Annotated in this window: 17 protein-coding genes; 7 read left to right on the top strand and 10 right to left on the bottom strand. The window is 61.1% G+C overall.

Features of this window, described 5'->3' with window-relative positions; genetic code table 11:
• Nucleotides 1–23 precede the first annotated feature (23 nt).
• The 3 genes from rpmG to ERD78_RS01940 all read right to left on the bottom strand — a co-directional run bounded on the left by rpmG (nt 24) and on the right by ERD78_RS01940 (nt 1761).
• Nucleotides 24–191, bottom strand: coding sequence for a 50S ribosomal protein L33 (gene rpmG / locus ERD78_RS01950; protein WP_003810296.1), 168 nt, complete (start codon nt 189–191; stop codon nt 24–26).
• 32 nt (nt 192–223) lie between these two features.
• Entirely contained in the window at nt 224–460 is a 237-nt protein-coding gene (gene rpmB / locus ERD78_RS01945) for a 50S ribosomal protein L28 (RefSeq protein ID WP_129967525.1), read from the bottom strand.
• 104 nt (nt 461–564) lie between these two features.
• Nucleotides 565–1761: a Bcr/CflA family multidrug efflux MFS transporter gene (locus ERD78_RS01940; protein ID WP_371734553.1), complete on the bottom strand. Its 1197-nt coding sequence runs from the start codon at nt 1759–1761 to the stop codon at nt 565–567.
• A gap of 212 nt (nt 1762–1973) precedes the next feature.
• Between ERD78_RS01940 and ERD78_RS01935 the strand changes: the two genes are divergently transcribed.
• The 4 genes from ERD78_RS01935 (at nt 1974) to ERD78_RS01920 (ending at nt 6772) form a co-directional block, all read left to right on the top strand.
• The gene (locus ERD78_RS01935; protein ID WP_129967524.1) at nt 1974–3227 is read left to right on the top strand and encodes a class I SAM-dependent methyltransferase; all 1254 of its coding nucleotides are present in this window, start codon (nt 1974–1976) and stop codon (nt 3225–3227) included.
• 284 nt (nt 3228–3511) lie between these two features.
• Nucleotides 3512–4582: an ABC transporter substrate-binding protein gene (locus ERD78_RS01930; protein WP_167668815.1), complete on the top strand. Its 1071-nt coding sequence runs from the start codon at nt 3512–3514 to the stop codon at nt 4580–4582.
• Between the two features lie 107 nt (nt 4583–4689).
• The gene (locus ERD78_RS01925; RefSeq protein WP_129967522.1) at nt 4690–5541 is read left to right on the top strand and encodes an ABC transporter permease; all 852 of its coding nucleotides are present in this window, start codon (nt 4690–4692) and stop codon (nt 5539–5541) included.
• A 1-nt stretch (nt 5542) separates the two neighbouring features.
• Nucleotides 5543–6772, top strand: a complete 1230-nt coding sequence (locus ERD78_RS01920; RefSeq protein ID WP_129967520.1) for a quaternary amine ABC transporter ATP-binding protein — start codon at nt 5543–5545, stop codon at nt 6770–6772.
• Between the two features lie 101 nt (nt 6773–6873).
• Here ERD78_RS01920 and ERD78_RS01915 read toward each other — a convergent pair whose 3' ends face one another.
• The 6 genes from ERD78_RS01915 to radC form a co-directional block, all read right to left on the bottom strand.
• On the bottom strand, nt 6874–8286 hold the full coding sequence (locus ERD78_RS01915; protein WP_245152293.1) for an MATE family efflux transporter: 1413 nt from the start codon (nt 8284–8286) through the stop codon (nt 6874–6876).
• Nucleotides 8283–10040: an ArnT family glycosyltransferase gene (locus ERD78_RS01910; RefSeq protein ID WP_129967518.1), complete on the bottom strand. Its 1758-nt coding sequence runs from the start codon at nt 10038–10040 to the stop codon at nt 8283–8285. Before ERD78_RS01910 ends, ERD78_RS01915 begins: the two co-directional genes overlap by 4 nt.
• Before the next feature lie 92 nt (nt 10041–10132).
• Complete coding sequence (locus tag ERD78_RS01905; protein WP_129967516.1) at nt 10133–10396, bottom strand: type B 50S ribosomal protein L31; 264 nt, start codon at nt 10394–10396, stop codon at nt 10133–10135.
• 121 nt (nt 10397–10517) lie between these two features.
• Entirely contained in the window at nt 10518–11399 is an 882-nt protein-coding gene (gene kynA / locus ERD78_RS01900; protein WP_129968285.1) for a tryptophan 2,3-dioxygenase, read from the bottom strand.
• Nucleotides 11400–11431: 32 nt separating this feature from the next.
• The gene (kynB, locus tag ERD78_RS01895) at nt 11432–12088 is read right to left on the bottom strand and encodes an arylformamidase (protein WP_129967514.1); all 657 of its coding nucleotides are present in this window, start codon (nt 12086–12088) and stop codon (nt 11432–11434) included.
• Nucleotides 12089–12210: 122 nt separating this feature from the next.
• Nucleotides 12211–12996, bottom strand: coding sequence for a RadC family protein (gene radC / locus ERD78_RS01890; RefSeq protein WP_129967512.1), 786 nt, complete (start codon nt 12994–12996; stop codon nt 12211–12213).
• A 72-nt stretch (nt 12997–13068) separates the two neighbouring features.
• Between radC and ERD78_RS01885 the strand changes: the two genes are divergently transcribed.
• From ERD78_RS01885 to maiA, 3 genes are read left to right on the top strand one after another with little or no spacing between them, the layout of a single operon-like run.
• Nucleotides 13069–13545, top strand: coding sequence for an FKBP-type peptidyl-prolyl cis-trans isomerase (locus ERD78_RS01885; protein ID WP_129967511.1), 477 nt, complete (start codon nt 13069–13071; stop codon nt 13543–13545).
• Nucleotides 13545–14528: a 4-hydroxy-3-methylbut-2-enyl diphosphate reductase gene (gene ispH, locus ERD78_RS01880; RefSeq protein ID WP_129967509.1), complete on the top strand. Its 984-nt coding sequence runs from the start codon at nt 13545–13547 to the stop codon at nt 14526–14528. Before ERD78_RS01885 ends, ispH begins: the two co-directional genes overlap by 1 nt.
• Nucleotides 14525–15172 carry a maleylacetoacetate isomerase gene (gene maiA, locus ERD78_RS01875; RefSeq protein WP_129967507.1) on the top strand — a complete coding sequence of 216 codons (648 nt, stop codon included), beginning with the start codon at nt 14525–14527 and terminating at the stop codon, nt 15170–15172. Before ispH ends, maiA begins: the two co-directional genes overlap by 4 nt.
• A gap of 13 nt (nt 15173–15185) precedes the next feature.
• Here maiA and ERD78_RS01870 read toward each other — a convergent pair whose 3' ends face one another.
• Nucleotides 15186–15791 carry a 2-hydroxychromene-2-carboxylate isomerase gene (locus tag ERD78_RS01870; RefSeq protein WP_129967505.1) on the bottom strand — a complete coding sequence of 202 codons (606 nt, stop codon included), beginning with the start codon at nt 15789–15791 and terminating at the stop codon, nt 15186–15188.
• Nucleotides 15792–15811: the final 20 nt, after the last annotated feature.

Genomic DNA, 15811 nt, shown 5'->3' with positions numbered 1-15811 from the left:
GGAAAACCGGGCAGCGCTCGGAATTACTTGAGCTTGGTTTCCTTGTAGTCGACATGCTTGCGCGCGACGGGATCAAACTTCTTGATCAGCATCTTCTCGGGCATGTTGCGCTTGTTTTTGGTGGTGGTATAGAAATGGCCGGTGCCGGCTGTGGATTCGAGTTTGATTTTCTCGCGAATGCCTTTTGCCATGTTGAGCTCCTAGTCTTGGGTTACGGCTGGCGTCAGGCCAGTTCGCCGCGGGCGCGCATGTCGGCCAGGACGGCGTCTATGCCGTTCTTGTCGATGGTGCGCAGCGCCTTCGTGGATACGCGCAGACGCACCCAGCGGTTTTCGCTTTCGACCCAGAAGCGGCGCGATTGCAGGTTGGGAAGGAAGCGGCGCTTGGTTTTGTTGTTAGCGTGCGAGACATTGTTGCCCACCATCGGGCCCTTGCCGGTAACTTGGCATACGCGTGCCATGGTCATACCCCTTGATAATTTGCGTGATTGCAGGGCTTGTCGAAACACGCAAACCCGCTAATAGCTGTAAAGCCAAGCATTCTACTATGAAAATCCCCTTAGGATCAAGCAGCGCGCAGGGCAATGCGGCCGAACAGCCACGACAGTGTGGCGCACACGGCGAGGATGGCTGTCAGGGGTAGGGCCGTGTGGGCCTGCCAGGCGCTGACGGCCAGGCCGGCGGCTGCGCCGCAGAGCATCTGGAGAGCGCCCATCATGGCGGATGCAACCCCGAGCCTGTGTCCTTGCTTTGCCAGGGCCAGCGCCGCTGCATTGGGGTTGACGAAGCCCTGGCTGGCCATGAATCCGATGAGGCAGATCATAAGCAAAGTGAGGTTGATGGCGCCGGCCAGAGACAGGACGACGCCGGCCAGGGTCATGAGCACGAGCGTGATCTGCGCCGTGCGCAGCAGGGTTTCGGGGCTGTGGCGGCTGAGCATGCGCGCGCTGACCTGGGATGCGAAGATGAGCGCGGCCGCATTGGCGCCGAAGACAAAACCGAAGTAGCGGGGATCCACGCCCATGACGTCGATGAAGACGCGCGGGGAGCCGGATATATAGGCGAACATGCCGGCGGAACCCATGCCGCCGGCCAGGGTGTAGCACAGAAACTGCTTGTGCCGGGCCAAGGCAAGGTAGTTGTCTTTGATGGTCTTGATACGCAGCGGAACGACACGCTCCGGCGTGAGGGTTTCGCGCATGGTGAAGATGACGGCAAAGAGCATGGCGCCCGAGCCGGCGGCCATGATGGCGAAGATGCCGCGCCAGCTGCCGAAGGCGAGAACCTGGCCGCCCAGCAGGGGGGCGAGTATGGGCGTAACGCCCATGACCAGCAACAGGATGGACAAGGCCTTGGAGGCATCGCGGGTATCGAAATTATCACGGATGACCGCCCGTGGTATGACAATGCCCGCGGCGCCTCCGAAAGCCTGAACAATGCGCCAGAATGACAGCTGCTCGATGCTGGCGCTCAGGCAGCAGCCGATGGCGGCGGCCGTATAGATGGCAAGGCCCAGCAGCAGCGGCGGCTTGCGGCCAAAGCGATCGGCCAGGGGGCCATAGAATATCTGGGCGCAGGCCAGTCCGAGCAGATAACTGGCCAGGGTGCGCTCGACATCGCCCTGTGTCGTGCCCAGGCCTTCGACAATTGCTGGAAAGGCCGGCAGATACATGTCGATGGCCAGTGGCCCCAACGCGGTGAGCAGGCCCATCAGGATCAGCCAGCGGGGTATGGTGGTGAGCGAGCTTGCAGGCGGCGGCATGTACGGGAGAGTGTGAGGCGTGCGAACGCGGGGATGCGGGCGCAAATGCTGTGCGGCGGGCGCCGGTGCGGCCGCTCGTTCGAATCTTAGCATGCCGCCGCGACGGGCGTTTCGGGCCGGTATTTGCGCACGCAGTGCGCGCGCGTTTTCCTTTGTGTGCAAGATGTGGCAATATTTTTGTTGAAGCCATTGCAAACAAAGGGGAGTTGGTCTTGAATCCAGTTTTGTCAGCAGTTGAATCAAAGTTGTCTTCTTTACCGTTGCCTGTGCAGTTGATTTTGCCCGACGGACAGAAACTCGGCTCCTCCAGCCCTGATGTCACCCTCACCATCAAAGACAAGGCCACGCTGGCGCATCTGGCGGCCGGCCAGGTCGGTGTACTGGGCGAGGACTATGTGGAGGGCAAGTTCGATGTTGACGGCTCAATGCGCGATCTCATGCGGATTGCGGCTGCCATCCTGCCGGGTTCGCCCATCGAAGCGGCCAGGGTCGGGCGCCTTACCGAGCTCATTCGCCGTCTGGTGTCCGTCTGGCGCCATTCCATCGAGCGCGATGCACGCCAGATCCAGTTTCACTATGACCTGTCCGACGATTTCTATGCGTTGTGGCTGGATCCGCGGCGGGTCTATTCATGCGCCTACTTTCGAGAGCCGGATATGAACATCGCCCAGGCGCAGGAGGCCAAGCTCGACCATATCTGTCGCAAGCTGCGTCTGCGCGAAGGCGAGAAATTCCTGGATGTGGGCGCCGGCTGGGGCGGGCTCCTGCTCTGGGCGGCCGAAAACTATGGGGTGGATGCAACCGGCATTACGCTTTCGCGCAACCAGCATGCCTACGTCAACAAGCTCATTGAGGAAAAAGGCCTCTCCGGGCGCGTGCGCATGAGTCTGCTCGATTATCGCAAGCTGGACGAAAGCCAACCCTACGACAAGATTGCGTCGGTGGGCATGTTCGAGCACGTGGGTCGCGCCCAGCTCGACGGCTACTTTTCCAAGCTCAGGCGCCTGGTGCGTCCAGGCGGCCTGGTCATGAACCACGGTATCACAGCCGGGGGCGTGGACAACGCCGAACTGGGCGCCGGCATGGGCGAGTTCATAGAGAAATACATTTTTCCGGGCGGGGAGTTGACCCACATCAGCCATGTGCTGGAACATCTCGCGCAGGGTGGCCTGGAAGGCCTGGACATAGAGAATATCCGCCCGCACTACGCCCGCACGCTATGGGCATGGAGCGACGCCCTCGAAGCGAAGCTGGGGCAGGCGCGCCAGATACTGACTGGGGCGCAGGGCGAGCGTTCGCTGCGGGCATATCGCATGTATCTTGCCGGTTGCGCCATGGGCTTCCAGCACGGTTGGATCGCGCTGCATCAGGTGCTGGCGCAGCCCGCTCAGAGCGGTCGGCCCGACGAGCTCGACAACCCAGAAGACCTCGCATATCCCTGGCGAAGAAACTATATCTACGCCTGATTCGTGCCGTCGCCGGTAGCCCCGGGCGGAACGCTCGGGGTAATCCCGGTTTACATTTGTGGTTAATTTTTAATAAAATGCTGCAAACTTCGTAGTTTTTATTCAATTCTGGCGTATGGTAGGCCGCTTCGGCCCCGTTACCTGTCAATAAGTACTCCGTACTTTCCACGCTAGTGCTGGTATGTATCGGCGGGACTTCACCCCGTCTTCCGCACACCTCCCATTTAGTCCTGGCGCACCCTGTTTTTTTCGCGCGTCCACCTAACTCAAGGAGGCAAATAGCCATGTCTTTCAATATGTGTTCTGCACAGCGTCCAGCCGCATCCGTCAGCGGCCTCGGGGCGCGTGCCAGACGTTTTTCCCTTGCCCTGGGTCTTGCAGCCACGGTGTCGGGCTTGTTCCTGGCGCCTGGCGTGGCCAGCGCCGCCGATAAGCCTCAGTGCGAACTGGATCGGCCCATGCGCTTCGGCGGCATGAACTGGGAGTCCAACCTCGTCCTGGTCGAGGTGGAGCGGTTCATTGTGGACAAGGGTTACGGTTGCGATTCCGAGGTGCTTCCCACCGAGACGCTGCCGGCGCTGGCCGCACTCGAACGTGGCGACTTGGACATCAACACCGAGATCTGGCTGAACAGTGTGGCCGAGCCCTGGGAGAAAGCCCAGGCAACCGGTAAAGTCAAGCGCATTGGCGACATATACATGGGCGGTGAGGCCTGGTTCATTCCCCGCTATACCGCCGAGCGCCTGCCCGAACTCAAAAAGGCATCCGATCTGCCCAAGTTCAAGGACGAATTCAAGGATCCGGAAGAGCCTTCCAAGGGGCGCTTCTATGGTTGCCCGGCCGGCTGGGGCTGCGAGGTCGTGAGCACCAACCTGTACAAGGCGTTGGGTCTGCAGGATACTTTCACGCTGTTCTCGCCCGGTACAGGGGCGACACAGAAGGCGGCGTTGACGGCGGCGTACAAGCGCAAGGAAAACATCGTGTTCTATTACTGGTATCCGACCCCGCTTGTTGGCTCCATGGATCTGGTCAAGCTGGAGCTGCCTCCTTACGACAAGGAAAAGCATCAATGCCTGACGGACCCGAACTGCGCGAATCCGCAGCCCAGCGATTACCCCGAAAATCCGGTGTTTACTGCTGTAACCACTGAGTTCACAAAGGAAGCGCCCAAGCTCACCGATTTCCTTTCCAAGGTTTCGGTGCCTTTGCCGGTCATGAACGAAACCATGGCCTACATGGAAGAAAACGAAGCAGAGCCGGTGGACGTGGCCAAATGGTTCCTGAAGAACAAAACCGACGTATGGGAAGGCTGGCTGCCCAAGGATGTGTCTGAACGCGTGAAAGCTGCACTTTAGTCGCTTCATGATGCCCCGCACGCCGGCGGCAAAGCCGGCGGGCGGATGTGAATCGGGCGGTGTGCCTTCGGGTGCGCCGCCCTTGTGGATTCCAGGAGCGAACTTTTATGTTTCCCGAATTTATTCCCCCGCGATCCCTTCGCGCGCCCATTGACGATTTCGTGGGCAATCTCGTTGCCAATTATTCCGATTTCCTGCGCGCGCTTACGCAGCCGCTGCTTGATGTGCTGATCTGGATGGATCACCTGATGCGCGATTCGCCGTGGTGGCTGGTCATGTTGGTCATCATGGCGCTGGCCTGGTTTGCCAGCCGCAGGGCGCTGTTCACGGTTTCAATGGGCGTCATGCTGTGCATCATCGGCCTGCTTGGCCTGTGGGATGCGGCCATGCAGACGCTGTCGCTCATGATTGTGGCGGTCATCATTTCCGTGGCCATCGGCATACCTGTCGGAATTCTGATGGCGAGCTTCAAATGGATGCGCTCCTTCATGCTGCCCATTCTCGACGTGATGCAGACGATGCCCAGCTTCGTGTATCTGATTCCCGTCGTGATGCTGTTCAACCTGGGCAAGATCGCCGCCATCATCGCCACCATCATTTATGCCGTGCCGCCGGTCATCCGCCTGACGGATCTGGGCATACGGCTGGTCGACAGCGAGGTGCTGGAAGCATCCAGGGCATTCGGTGCCAATCGGGCCAAGCAGTTATTCGGCGTGCAGCTCCCGCTGGCCATGCCCAACATCATGGCGGGCATCAACCAGACCACGATGATGGCACTGGCCATGGTGGTTATCGCCTCCATGATAGGCGTGAAGGGGCTGGGGTACGAGGTGCTGCAGGGCATCAACCGCCTGCAGGTCGGCCGCGGCCTGCTTGCCGGCGTGGGCATCGTGATTATCGCCATTATTTTCGACCGCATTACCCAGGAATTCGGCCGTCGACAACGGAAAGGAGCCTGACGTGAGCAAAATCGAAGTACGCAATGTCTACAAGATCTTCGGGTCTCATCCGTCGCGCTGGCTGGATGCCGCGCGCAGCGGAATGAGCAAGGAGGAGCTGCTGTCAAAAAGCGGTCATACGCTTGGCCTGCGGGATATCAGCCTGTCCATCGAGGAAGGCAGCATCTTTGTCATCATGGGGCTGTCAGGTTCGGGAAAGTCGACGCTCATCCGCCACTTCAATCGCTTGATCGAACCCAGTGCGGGGCAGATACTGGTGGACGGCGAGGATGTGTTGTCCCTCGGCAAAACAGCACTGGAACGCTTTCGCCAGCAGAAGATGAGCATGGTGTTTCAGCGTTTCGGCCTGTTCCCCCACCGCAGCGTGATTGAAAATGCCGCCTATGGCCTGCGTGTTCAGGGAACGGGGAAGCGAGAGCGCCGCGAGCGTGCACAACACTGGCTCGAACAGGTTGGGCTGGCCGGATTCGAAAACCAGTACCCGCATCAGCTGTCGGGTGGAATGCAGCAGCGCGTGGGACTGGCTCGCGCGCTGGCCACCGATGCGGAGATACTGCTCATGGACGAGGCCTTCTCGGCGCTCGATCCATTGATTCGACGGGAAATGCAGGATCAGTTGCTGCAGCTTCAGGCGCAGCTTGACAAGACCATCGTCTTTATCACGCACGACCTGGATGAGGCGCTGCGACTTGGCAACCGGATTGCCATTCTCAAGGACGGCGAACTGATCCAGGAAGGCACACCCGAGGACATTCTGCTTTCGCCCGCCAACGATTACGTACAGGCATTTTTGCAGGATGTGAATCGCGGCAAGGTGCTCAATGCGACACATGCGTGCGCCGAGCCCTCGCTCACGCTTACCATGCGCACGCGACCCGCGCACGCCGTCGAGCGCATGGCCGCGCTGAATTTCAAGTACGCGGCGGTGCTGGATGGCAAGCGTCTATCGGGCATTCTTACGCGCGAGGCAGGCGAGCGCGCCATGCGCGACGGCGCGCGTGATGTGGCGCGTTATGTGGAGGACATGGCCTCGGTGCCTGCCACGGCGGGGCTGGATGAAGTGCTGGGCAGAATGCTGCGCAGCACGGAGCCCTTGGCCGTTACAGGCGAGAATGAAGAGTTCCTGGGTTTGTTATCGCGCAGCAAGGTTGTTGAGCTCGTGACGCCCGCACTGGAGCAGTCCGATGAAGAGCACGACGCGGCGGGCGCTGTGGAGAATCACGCTGCTTAGGTGGAGGGGCCCGGGCTCATTCCGTCCCGGGGCAGGCGTCTTGCGGATGGCACGGCCCCTGGTATCGCCGCGCGCCGCAGTTGGTGCTTTCTTTCCTCTTTCTATGCACCCGCCTGCGCCAGGCGCTCCTGGCGCCTCACGATGTGGCGATACCAGATGAAAAGCAGGGCTGCGGAGAATCCGAGGCCCAGCATGGCCATGAGCCACATGGTGCCGGCGCCTTCCGGTGCGCCGGGAGCCATGCGTGTCAGCGCGGGCGCCAAGGCACCGGCCTTGGGCCCGAAACCCAGCCACCATCCGCCTACCAACCCCAGCCCGGTCAGGGCAGCCACCTGCAGTATGAGCGGCACGACCGCCACCTTGTAGGCGCGCAGCAGATATGAGCTGATGCACTGCATGGCATCGCACAAATGAAACCATGGCAACAGCTGCATGAGCGCCGCGGCAATCAGCGCAACCTGTGCGTCGTCGGTGTAGACGCGCAGAATGGCTGACTTGCCTGCCACCAGTGCGATGGCTGTCAGCAGTGCGCCAGCCAGCACTACCAGTATGCCCGCGCGGCCCGTGTTCCGTGCGCGCACCGTGTCGCGGGCACCGATGGCCTGGGCCGTGAGCGATGCCGAGGCAACGCCCACAGCCATCGGCATCATATAGCAGAGGGCGGCCAGATTGGCCATGATCTGATGGCCGCCCGATACATACATACCGCCACGCGCCACCAGCAAGGCCATGAACGTGAAGGCGCACACTTCGATCAGGTAGGAGCCTCCCATGGGCAGCCCCAGGCGCAGCAGCTCTTTCTGCGCTGCCCAGTCGGGACGTTCCACACGAGGCCGAAAGCGCAGGAAATAGGGGTCGTGATGAATGGCCCATAGGCCGGCCGCCAGCATAAGCCAACCCACCATCGCCGTGGAGACGCCTGCACCAACTGCGCCCAGCGCGGGCATGCCCAGCTTGCCGAAGATGAAAACCCAGTTGAGTAGAAATTTCACGCCCACGCTGGCCAGATTGATTTTCATGACGGTTTTGGGCCGCGACACAGCCGAGCCCAGGGCGTAGATGGTACGGAACAGCAGCATGGCGGGCAGCCCAACCACCAGTGCGCGCAGATACCAAGTGATACTGTGCCGGACAGCGGGCTCGACATCGCCCGAGAAGGCAAGCCATGGGTCGGGAAAAAGCATGGCCGCTCCGCCAACCAGGGAGAGGCTGGCCGCCACCCATACGCCCTGGCCCCAGGCGCGTCCCACATCCAGGTGGCGTCCGGCGCCGAAATGCTGGCCGATGATGGGTATCAGCGCATGTACAACGCCCATGAGCCCCACATAAACCGTAATGTAGATTGACCCCGAGAGCGCCATGGCCTGAAGATCAGCGGCGCCCGCATGCCCCGCCATGGCCGTGTCCATGACGCCGAATACGATCCCGGCCCAGGATGTGACCAGTACAGGCCATGCCTGCCTGAGGGTTTCTTTGATGTAATGGCGCAGCTGTGCTGTATCGGGCTTGCTCACGGTTTGCGCAAGCGTAGCAAACGGAAGATCTCATGGCGGTCCGGCCCTCGCTTGCCCACCCAGAGCACCTTGCCTGTATCGGAGTAGGCTGCCGACCCTTCGCGCAGCTTGTCGGGAGAGGTCTGCTGCAGGACCAGGTTGCAGTCGCGGTCGTAGCTGAAATTGATGCCGTTGAAAACCAGGAACGAGGCGCGCTGGCCTATGCCCACGCCGTGCGTGCGGACGCACTCGCCGGGGCCGACGTGATCTGCCAGCGCCTGAGACAGTTGCGCCGATACAGTGCGATAGCTGCGCACGTAGTCCAGTGCGGGCATCCAGAGCGTGACCAGCAGTAGCCATGTGACAATAAGACCGCCGGCCGACAGCACGGTGCCGCGCCACAACTCGGCCGGCTTGGCATGCAGCCGCCAGCGCACCAGCGCCACCCAGGCCAGCGTGCCCGCGAGGGCAATCAAGACAGCCGGCCAGGAAATGAACACCACATAGCCGCGTGTCTGCAGGGCAATATTCTTTGATATCTGCTCGGGCCATCCGGTTTGAAGCGCGATCCAGCCCAGCCATACGGTGGCGCTGGTAAGCGAAAAGCACATGATGGCGAACCAGTCGAGCGAGTTGACCACGCCTCGGCGCAGGGTAGGCAGCGAGAAGGCCGCCAGCACCGCGGTGGGCACCGCCATGAGCGCATACTCGGGTTCGAAGGCGTCAACCAGGCACAGCATGACCACGAGCGGCCATATCGTGAACATGAGCGGAATCAGGATGTGCGGCGCATGGAGCCAGTCGCGCCAGCGCCAGATGGAAAGCAGGGCCAGCGGCCACGTTGGCCAGAGGAACCAGGGCAGATCGCGAAATACATTCAGCATTTCGCCCAAGTGCGGCCATGTGAACGAAGATGTATTCCACAGCACCCATTGCTGCGTCCAATATTCGCCCAGGCGCTGCGCGGGTATCCACCACAGCAGTATCAGGGTGGTGCAAAGCGCCACGGTGACAATTAGCCATTTCTTCTCGCGCCACAGCACGCTGCGCGGCGTGAAAACAAACAGGACGCCCAGCATGATGGGCAGGGCACCGATCCAGCCGCGCGTAAGGAAAGCGGCGGCCAGTGCCAGGCCCAGGCTGATGGAGCCCGATGCGGGGTGATCGAGCATGCGCGCAACGGAGTAGAAGGCCAAAGCCTGAAAAGCGATGAGTGCCGGTACTTCGGAAGTTTCGTGCATGCGCCAGACGATACCCACCGTTGCAACAATGAGTAGCAGCGCGGCGTCCGCGATCATGCGCCCATAGTCGCGCACGGTGGGTTCGCCGCCGAAGGGGAGCGCCAACGGTTGCGGCTCGGGTCGTCGGCCCAGGAGGTAGCTGCCGTACCACACCGAGGCGGTCAGCAGACCGAACCAGAGGAAATTGGGCAGGCGTGAGGCAATGATGGCGGCGTCAAGGCTATCGTGCGTGAACAGCTCGAAGACGGGTGCAAAGGCCCATATGCAGAATGCGCCTACCCATGTAATAAGCGGGCCGTCCTGCGCGTAGGCCAACGAGCCGATCTGTGGCAGAAGCCAGGCTTTGCCGCCCTCGTGCAGGGCCGTGAGCATGGTGGCCAGGCCTGCCACATCATCCGTCTTCCAGGGATCGCGGAAGAACAGGCCTGCCAGAATATAGATAAGCCCCACCAGCAGCAGGGCCAGGCGCGGCAGCTTTACTGTGGCGGTGGCTGTAAGACGGGCTGGTGTCGAAACGGTATCGTGAAAAGGCACGAGGGATACGCTGTTGATGAGGAATGGGGGTATCTTAAATTAAAAAGGCAGCCCGGAGGCTGCCTTTTGTTTCGGGCAATGTGCCAGCTGTTTTAGTTTTTGCGCACAGTGCCTGCGGTGCGGGCGAAACGGGCGCGGAATTTCTCGACGCGGCCGGTTTCGACGATGCGTGTTTGTGCGCCCGTGTAGAACGGATGCGACTCGGAGGTGACGTCGCACTTGAAAAGCGGATAGGTCTTGCCGTCCACTTCCATGGTTTCGCGGCTATTGAGCGTGGAGCGCGAGATAAACGTATTGCCGGTTTGTTGATCCAGGAACACGACTTCGCGGTATTCGGGATGCACGCCTTCTTTCATGATTTGATCCTTTAAATGGGCGGGTCGCCAGCCGGCCCAAGCCGGCAACGTATCCAAGGTAACTTGGAATTCTAGCTTATTGCCAGATGGTACGCAAGCTGCCAAGAGCTCAGTCTGCTTTCTACAGGTCTGTGCGCAGCTTCCAGAGTTCCGGAAACAGCACGATATCAAGCATCTTGCGTAAATAGCCCACGCCTGACGTGCCCCCGGTTCCGCGCTTGAATCCGATGATTCTCTCAACTGTGGTGACATGGCGAAAGCGCCACAGGCGGAAGGCGTCCTCCAGATCGGTCAGCTTTTCTCCGAGCTGGTACAGATCCCAATAGTCTTCGGGCTGGCGATAGACCTGCAGCCAAGCCTGCTCGACAGCGTCGTTCGCGGTGTAGGGTTGCGTCCAATCCCTGTCAAGGCATTGGGCAGGGATGGCCAAGCCCTTCCGGTGCAAGGCACGTAGCGCTTCATCGTACAGGGACGGGGTTTCGTAGGCCTGCTGCACCAGGGCGAGACGATCGGCACGGTGGGCGTGGGGCTTGAGCATGGCGGCATTCTTGTTGCCCAGCGAAAACTCGATCTGGCGATATTGGTAGCTCTGGAAGCCGCTGGACTGGGCCAGATAGGGGCGCAGTGCGGAATATTCGGGCGGCGTCATGGTTGCCAGCACATCCCATGCGTGTACCAGTTGTTCCATGATCTTGCTGACCCGGGCAAGTTTCTTGAAGCAGGGCTGCAACAGGTCGCATTTCAGGTCCTGCCTGGCCGCCTCCAGCTCGTGCAGCATAAGCTTCATCCACAGCTCGCTGGTCTGGTGCTGAACAATGAACAGCATCTCGTTGTGCTCGGGCGACAAGGGATGCTGAGCGTCCAGGAGCGCGTCCAGGTGCAGATAGTCTCCGTAGCTCATGTCTCGCGAGAAGTCGAGCTGCGCTTGCTCGTCTCGGACGATCCGCTCCGTCTGGACGGATGGCGCCGGACAGGCGGCGGAATCGGAAGAGGAGGAATGCATCGGGCATTGCCCGGCGCCAGATATGGAGGAGGTCATGATGAAGCCTGCATGGATTGAATGAGGGGAAGACTGCGCAGTACCGCGCGCACGGGGCTTGCGTCTGCCTGCGACAGGGCCAGCGGCAGTGCGATGAGCTCATAGTCGCCTGGCGGGACATCGTCCAGCACCAGGTTTTCCAGGACTCGTATATCGTGGCGCCGGATGACCTGGTGGCTGTCGAGCGTCTTGCTGTTCGCCGGATCGATGCTGGGCGTGTCCAGGCCCACCAGCAGGATGCCAAGGCCGGCCAGATGTTCCAGCACCTGCGGAGAGAACGCCGTGAAATCATCGGACCATTTGTGCGTATTGGCCTTTCTTGTGGTACGCACCAGCAGCCGCGGCGGCAAGTCTGCAAGGCTGTCGCGCAGGTGCTGCAAGGTTAGCAACGGCCCGCTGTCCAGCACATGGACCACCCTGCAAGGGCCCAGAAAAGGCGTCAGGTCAAGCGCGCCGACGGCTTGCCCGTCCGGGCTGTAGTGCAGCGGCGCATCCGCGTGTGCGCCCACATGCGGAGACAGCGTAATTGCGCTGACATTGACCGGGCAGCCCGGACCGATGGATGCGTTCCAGCGCTGGGAGTAGGGCGTGTCGCCTGGAAACACGGGCGAGGCAGCCGAAACTTGCGGCGAGATATCCCACAGTGTCTGCATGGTTCTTGTCCTTGTGCCGTGATACTGCAATGTTAAAGCCCTATTTATTTTAAACCTATACTAGTTTGCCTGGATGGGACGCATGCTCCGCCTCTGCGACCTGCCGAGCAGGCACGCAGAGGCTACAGTTTTCCTTGTTCCACCAGCGAAACCACGGCGGGGCCGGCAACAATGAGATGGTCGAGCAAGCGGATATCAACCAGTGCCAGCGCCCGTTTCAGATGCTGCGTGAGGTTGATGTCCGCCTCGCTGGCGCGGGCGGTGCCCGATGGATGATTGTGCGCAAGGATGACAGCGCTGGCATGATGCTGCAGGCCTGCCTTGACAATTTCGCGGGGATAGACAGCGGCCTGGGTGAGCGTGCCTCGCGAGACCTCTTCCGCACTGATCAGGCGCAATTGATTGTCGAGATACAGGGCCAGGCAGTGCTCGACAGTCAGGTGGCTTAGCCGGCAGGCGCAATAGCGCTTTGCCTGGTGCAGGTCGGCCAGAGGCTGGCCCGCGGCAAGTGCTTCTTCGAGGGCGCGGCGATTCAGTTCGCCTATGGCCAGCATGACGCAGGCCTTGGCGGCGCCCAGTCCGTTGCTGGACATCAGCGCGTCGGCGGGTGCGGCAAGCAACCCGCGCAGTCCTGAAAAACGATCCAGCAGCATGTGGCCAAGCGCGAGTGCGCCGCAGCCGCGCGTGCCGGTGCGAAGCACGACTGCCACGAGTTCGGCGGTGGTCAGTGCCTGCGGGCCGAATGCCAGCAGGCGTTCACGAGGGCGCTCGTGCCCGATGTGCCGGCTGGCCTGGCGTGCGTGTTTCTTTAATGGCGGGCGTGGCCGGCAGCCCCGTGGCGGGGCGTCTTGCGTCTCTGGGGCGGCGTTGGACAGGCGGGACGGCGAGCATGAAATGGAGGCTGGCATGGCGGAACGGGAAGCAGGATGAATATGGCTCTAAAATAGAGCCATGCAAACGATCCGCTACGGTGACATATTTTGACTTCTCCGACTGATTCCGCGCCGATAATTGTCCAGCCGGACTCATACCTAACCCTGCACTACCGTATCCGCCTTGACTCTGGTCCAGCGGCGGGGTCGGTCTTTGCCGATTCTTTCGACGGCAATCCGGCCACGTTGCAGCTGGGCATGGGGCAATGGGCGCCCGGCATGGAGGCCGCCCTGGTGGGCCGAGCCGAAGGCGCCCGGTTTTCCCTGGATATTCCCGCCGCGCAGGCCTATGGTGATCGCAATCCCGATCTGCTCCAGTGGGTGTCACGTACCGTGGTCGAGGAAAATGCCGGCGCCGAGGCGGGTTTCCAACCCGGCGACATGGTCGAGTTCACCGCACCCAATGGCGCGCGCTACGCCGGCGTCCTCAAAGAGACGGGCCAGGATGCCATGCTGTTCGACTTCAATCATCCTTTGGCGGGCGTGGACCTGCACATCGATGTATCTTTGTTGGGAGTGCTGTAATGGCAGGCCAGGTAAGAAGCCGTGGCGGACCCGAGGTCGTGCTGGCCCAGCCCCGAGGGTTCTGTGCCGGCGTCGATCGAGCCATCGATATCGTCGAGCGCGCCTTGGAGCTGCATGGCGCGCCTATCTACGTTCGCCACGAAATCGTTCACAATCGTTATGTCGTGCAGGATTTGCGCCAGAAGGGCGCCATCTTCATCGACGAACTGGACGAGGCGCCGGCTGGCGCCATTGTGGTGTTCTCCGCGCATGGGGTGTCGCAGGCCGTGCGCAAAGAGGCCGAGCGCCGGGGGCTCAAGATCTTCGATGCCACCTGCCCCCTGGTCACCAAGGTACACATCGAGGTTTCCCGCATGCGCGCTGCAGGCCGGGAAATCATCATGATCGGCCATCGGGGCCATCCCGAGGTCGAGGGTACGCTGGGGCAGTCCGAAGAGGGCATGCACCTGGTGGAAACGCCCGAGGATGTCGCCGCCCTCCAGGTAGCCAACCCGGACAATCTGGCCTTTGTGACACAGACCACGCTATCCATGGACGACGCGGCTGAAGTTGCGCATGCGCTGCGAGCGCGTTTTCCTACCATCGCTGAACCCAAGAAAAGCGACATTTGCTACGCCACCCAGAATCGCCAGGATGCCGTCAAGCTGATGGCGCCCGATTGCGACTTGGTGCTGGTCGTGGGAAGCCCGAACAGCTCCAACTCCAATCGCCTGCGCGAAGTAGCCGAGCGTAAGGGCGCCAAGGCATACCTTGTGGACGGCGCCGATATGATAGACCCGGCCTGGCTTGAGGGCGTAGAGCGCGTTGGCGTCACGGCTGGCGCATCGGCGCCCGAAGTACTGGTTGAACAAGTCCTTGCGCGCCTGAAGGAATTGGGCGCTATCTCAATACGGACACTCGCAGGTACCCCGGAGAATGTGGCCTTCCCTTTGCCGCGAGAGCTGTCGCGTAAACTGGTGGAAAAGCCCGCGGAGTCCTCATGAAACTCTACAGTTATTTTCGCAGCTCAGCGGCTTATCGGGTCCGCATTGCACTCAATCTGAAAGATATCCCGTACGATATCGTGCCGGTCCATCTGCTCAGGGATGGCGGCCAGCAGTTGTCGGACAACTACACGGCGCTGAACCCGTCGCAGCTTGTGCCCACGCTGGTCGACGGAGATCGTGCCGTGGCCGAGTCCGTGGCCATCATGGAGTATCTTGAAGAGACGCATCCCAAGCCCGCGTTGTTGCCCAAGGGCGCCGCGGCGCGTGCGCATGTGCGGGCCATGGTTCAGCTCATCGCATGCGATATCCATCCGCTGAACAACTTGCGGGTCTTGAAATACTTGAAACATGACCTGCAGCTGGATGACGCGGCTCGCGATGGCTGGTACAGGCACTGGATTGCGCTTGGCCTGGCCAGCCTTGAAGCCATGCTGGTCCGATCGGCACTAACAGGCCGCTTTTGTTGTGGCGACGAGCCAGGCATGGCCGATGCGTGCCTGGTGCCGCAGTTGTTCAACGCTCGTCGCATGGAGTGCGATGTCAGCGCTTTCCCGACCGTGCTGCGCATCGATGCCGCATGCGCCGAGCTGGATGCATTCCGCAAGGCAGCGCCATCGAGCCAGCCCGATGCAGAGGGCTGACCCGAAGTCGTGATCAGGCCGCCTGCCGAGCCTGCAGCCACCTGCGAATATGCGGGAAGCGATCAAAGCCCCAAAAAGGCTCGCCGTCGATGATAATGAAAGGTGAGCCAAATACGCCTCGCTCCATGGCCTGAGCCACCTCTTCCTTCAATCTGTTCTTGACGTCTTCGTCAGCGATGCCGGCAGCGGCCTTCTGGCGATCCAGCCCTTGCCCGGCTGCAATATCCAGTACGGTGTCGGCGTCGCCGATGTTGCGCCCATCGGCAAAATAGCCTTTGTATAACGCCTTGATCAGCGTCGGCAAGCGGTCTGGGTGGTGCTGCCGCGCCCAGATGGCCGCCCGGGCCGCTGCGACTGTGCCGATGGGAAACTGATCGGGCTGGGAAAAGGGGATATCGAACAGGTGTGCAGTGCGTGCAAAATCGCGCAGTGCATAGGCGCCCTTGACTGGAATTTCCGTCAGCGGGGCGCTGCCCGAGACTTTGAAGATAGGGCCGAGCAGTATAGGATGCCAGTTGATCGCAAGGCCGGCTTCATGCGCGAGGTCTTCGACTTGCGTCGCCGCAAAATAGCCGTAGGGTGAGGAAAATTCGAAATAAAAGTCCAATGCGTTGGCCATGTCCGTCTCTGTATTCCTGT

Source organism: Allopusillimonas soli, assembly GCF_004153445.1.
In the GTDB taxonomy this organism is placed as follows: Bacteria; Pseudomonadota; Gammaproteobacteria; order Burkholderiales; family Burkholderiaceae_B; genus Allopusillimonas; species Allopusillimonas soli.
Note: the sequence above shows the minus strand (reverse complement) of the source record. Positions and strands in the feature narration are given on the sequence as shown.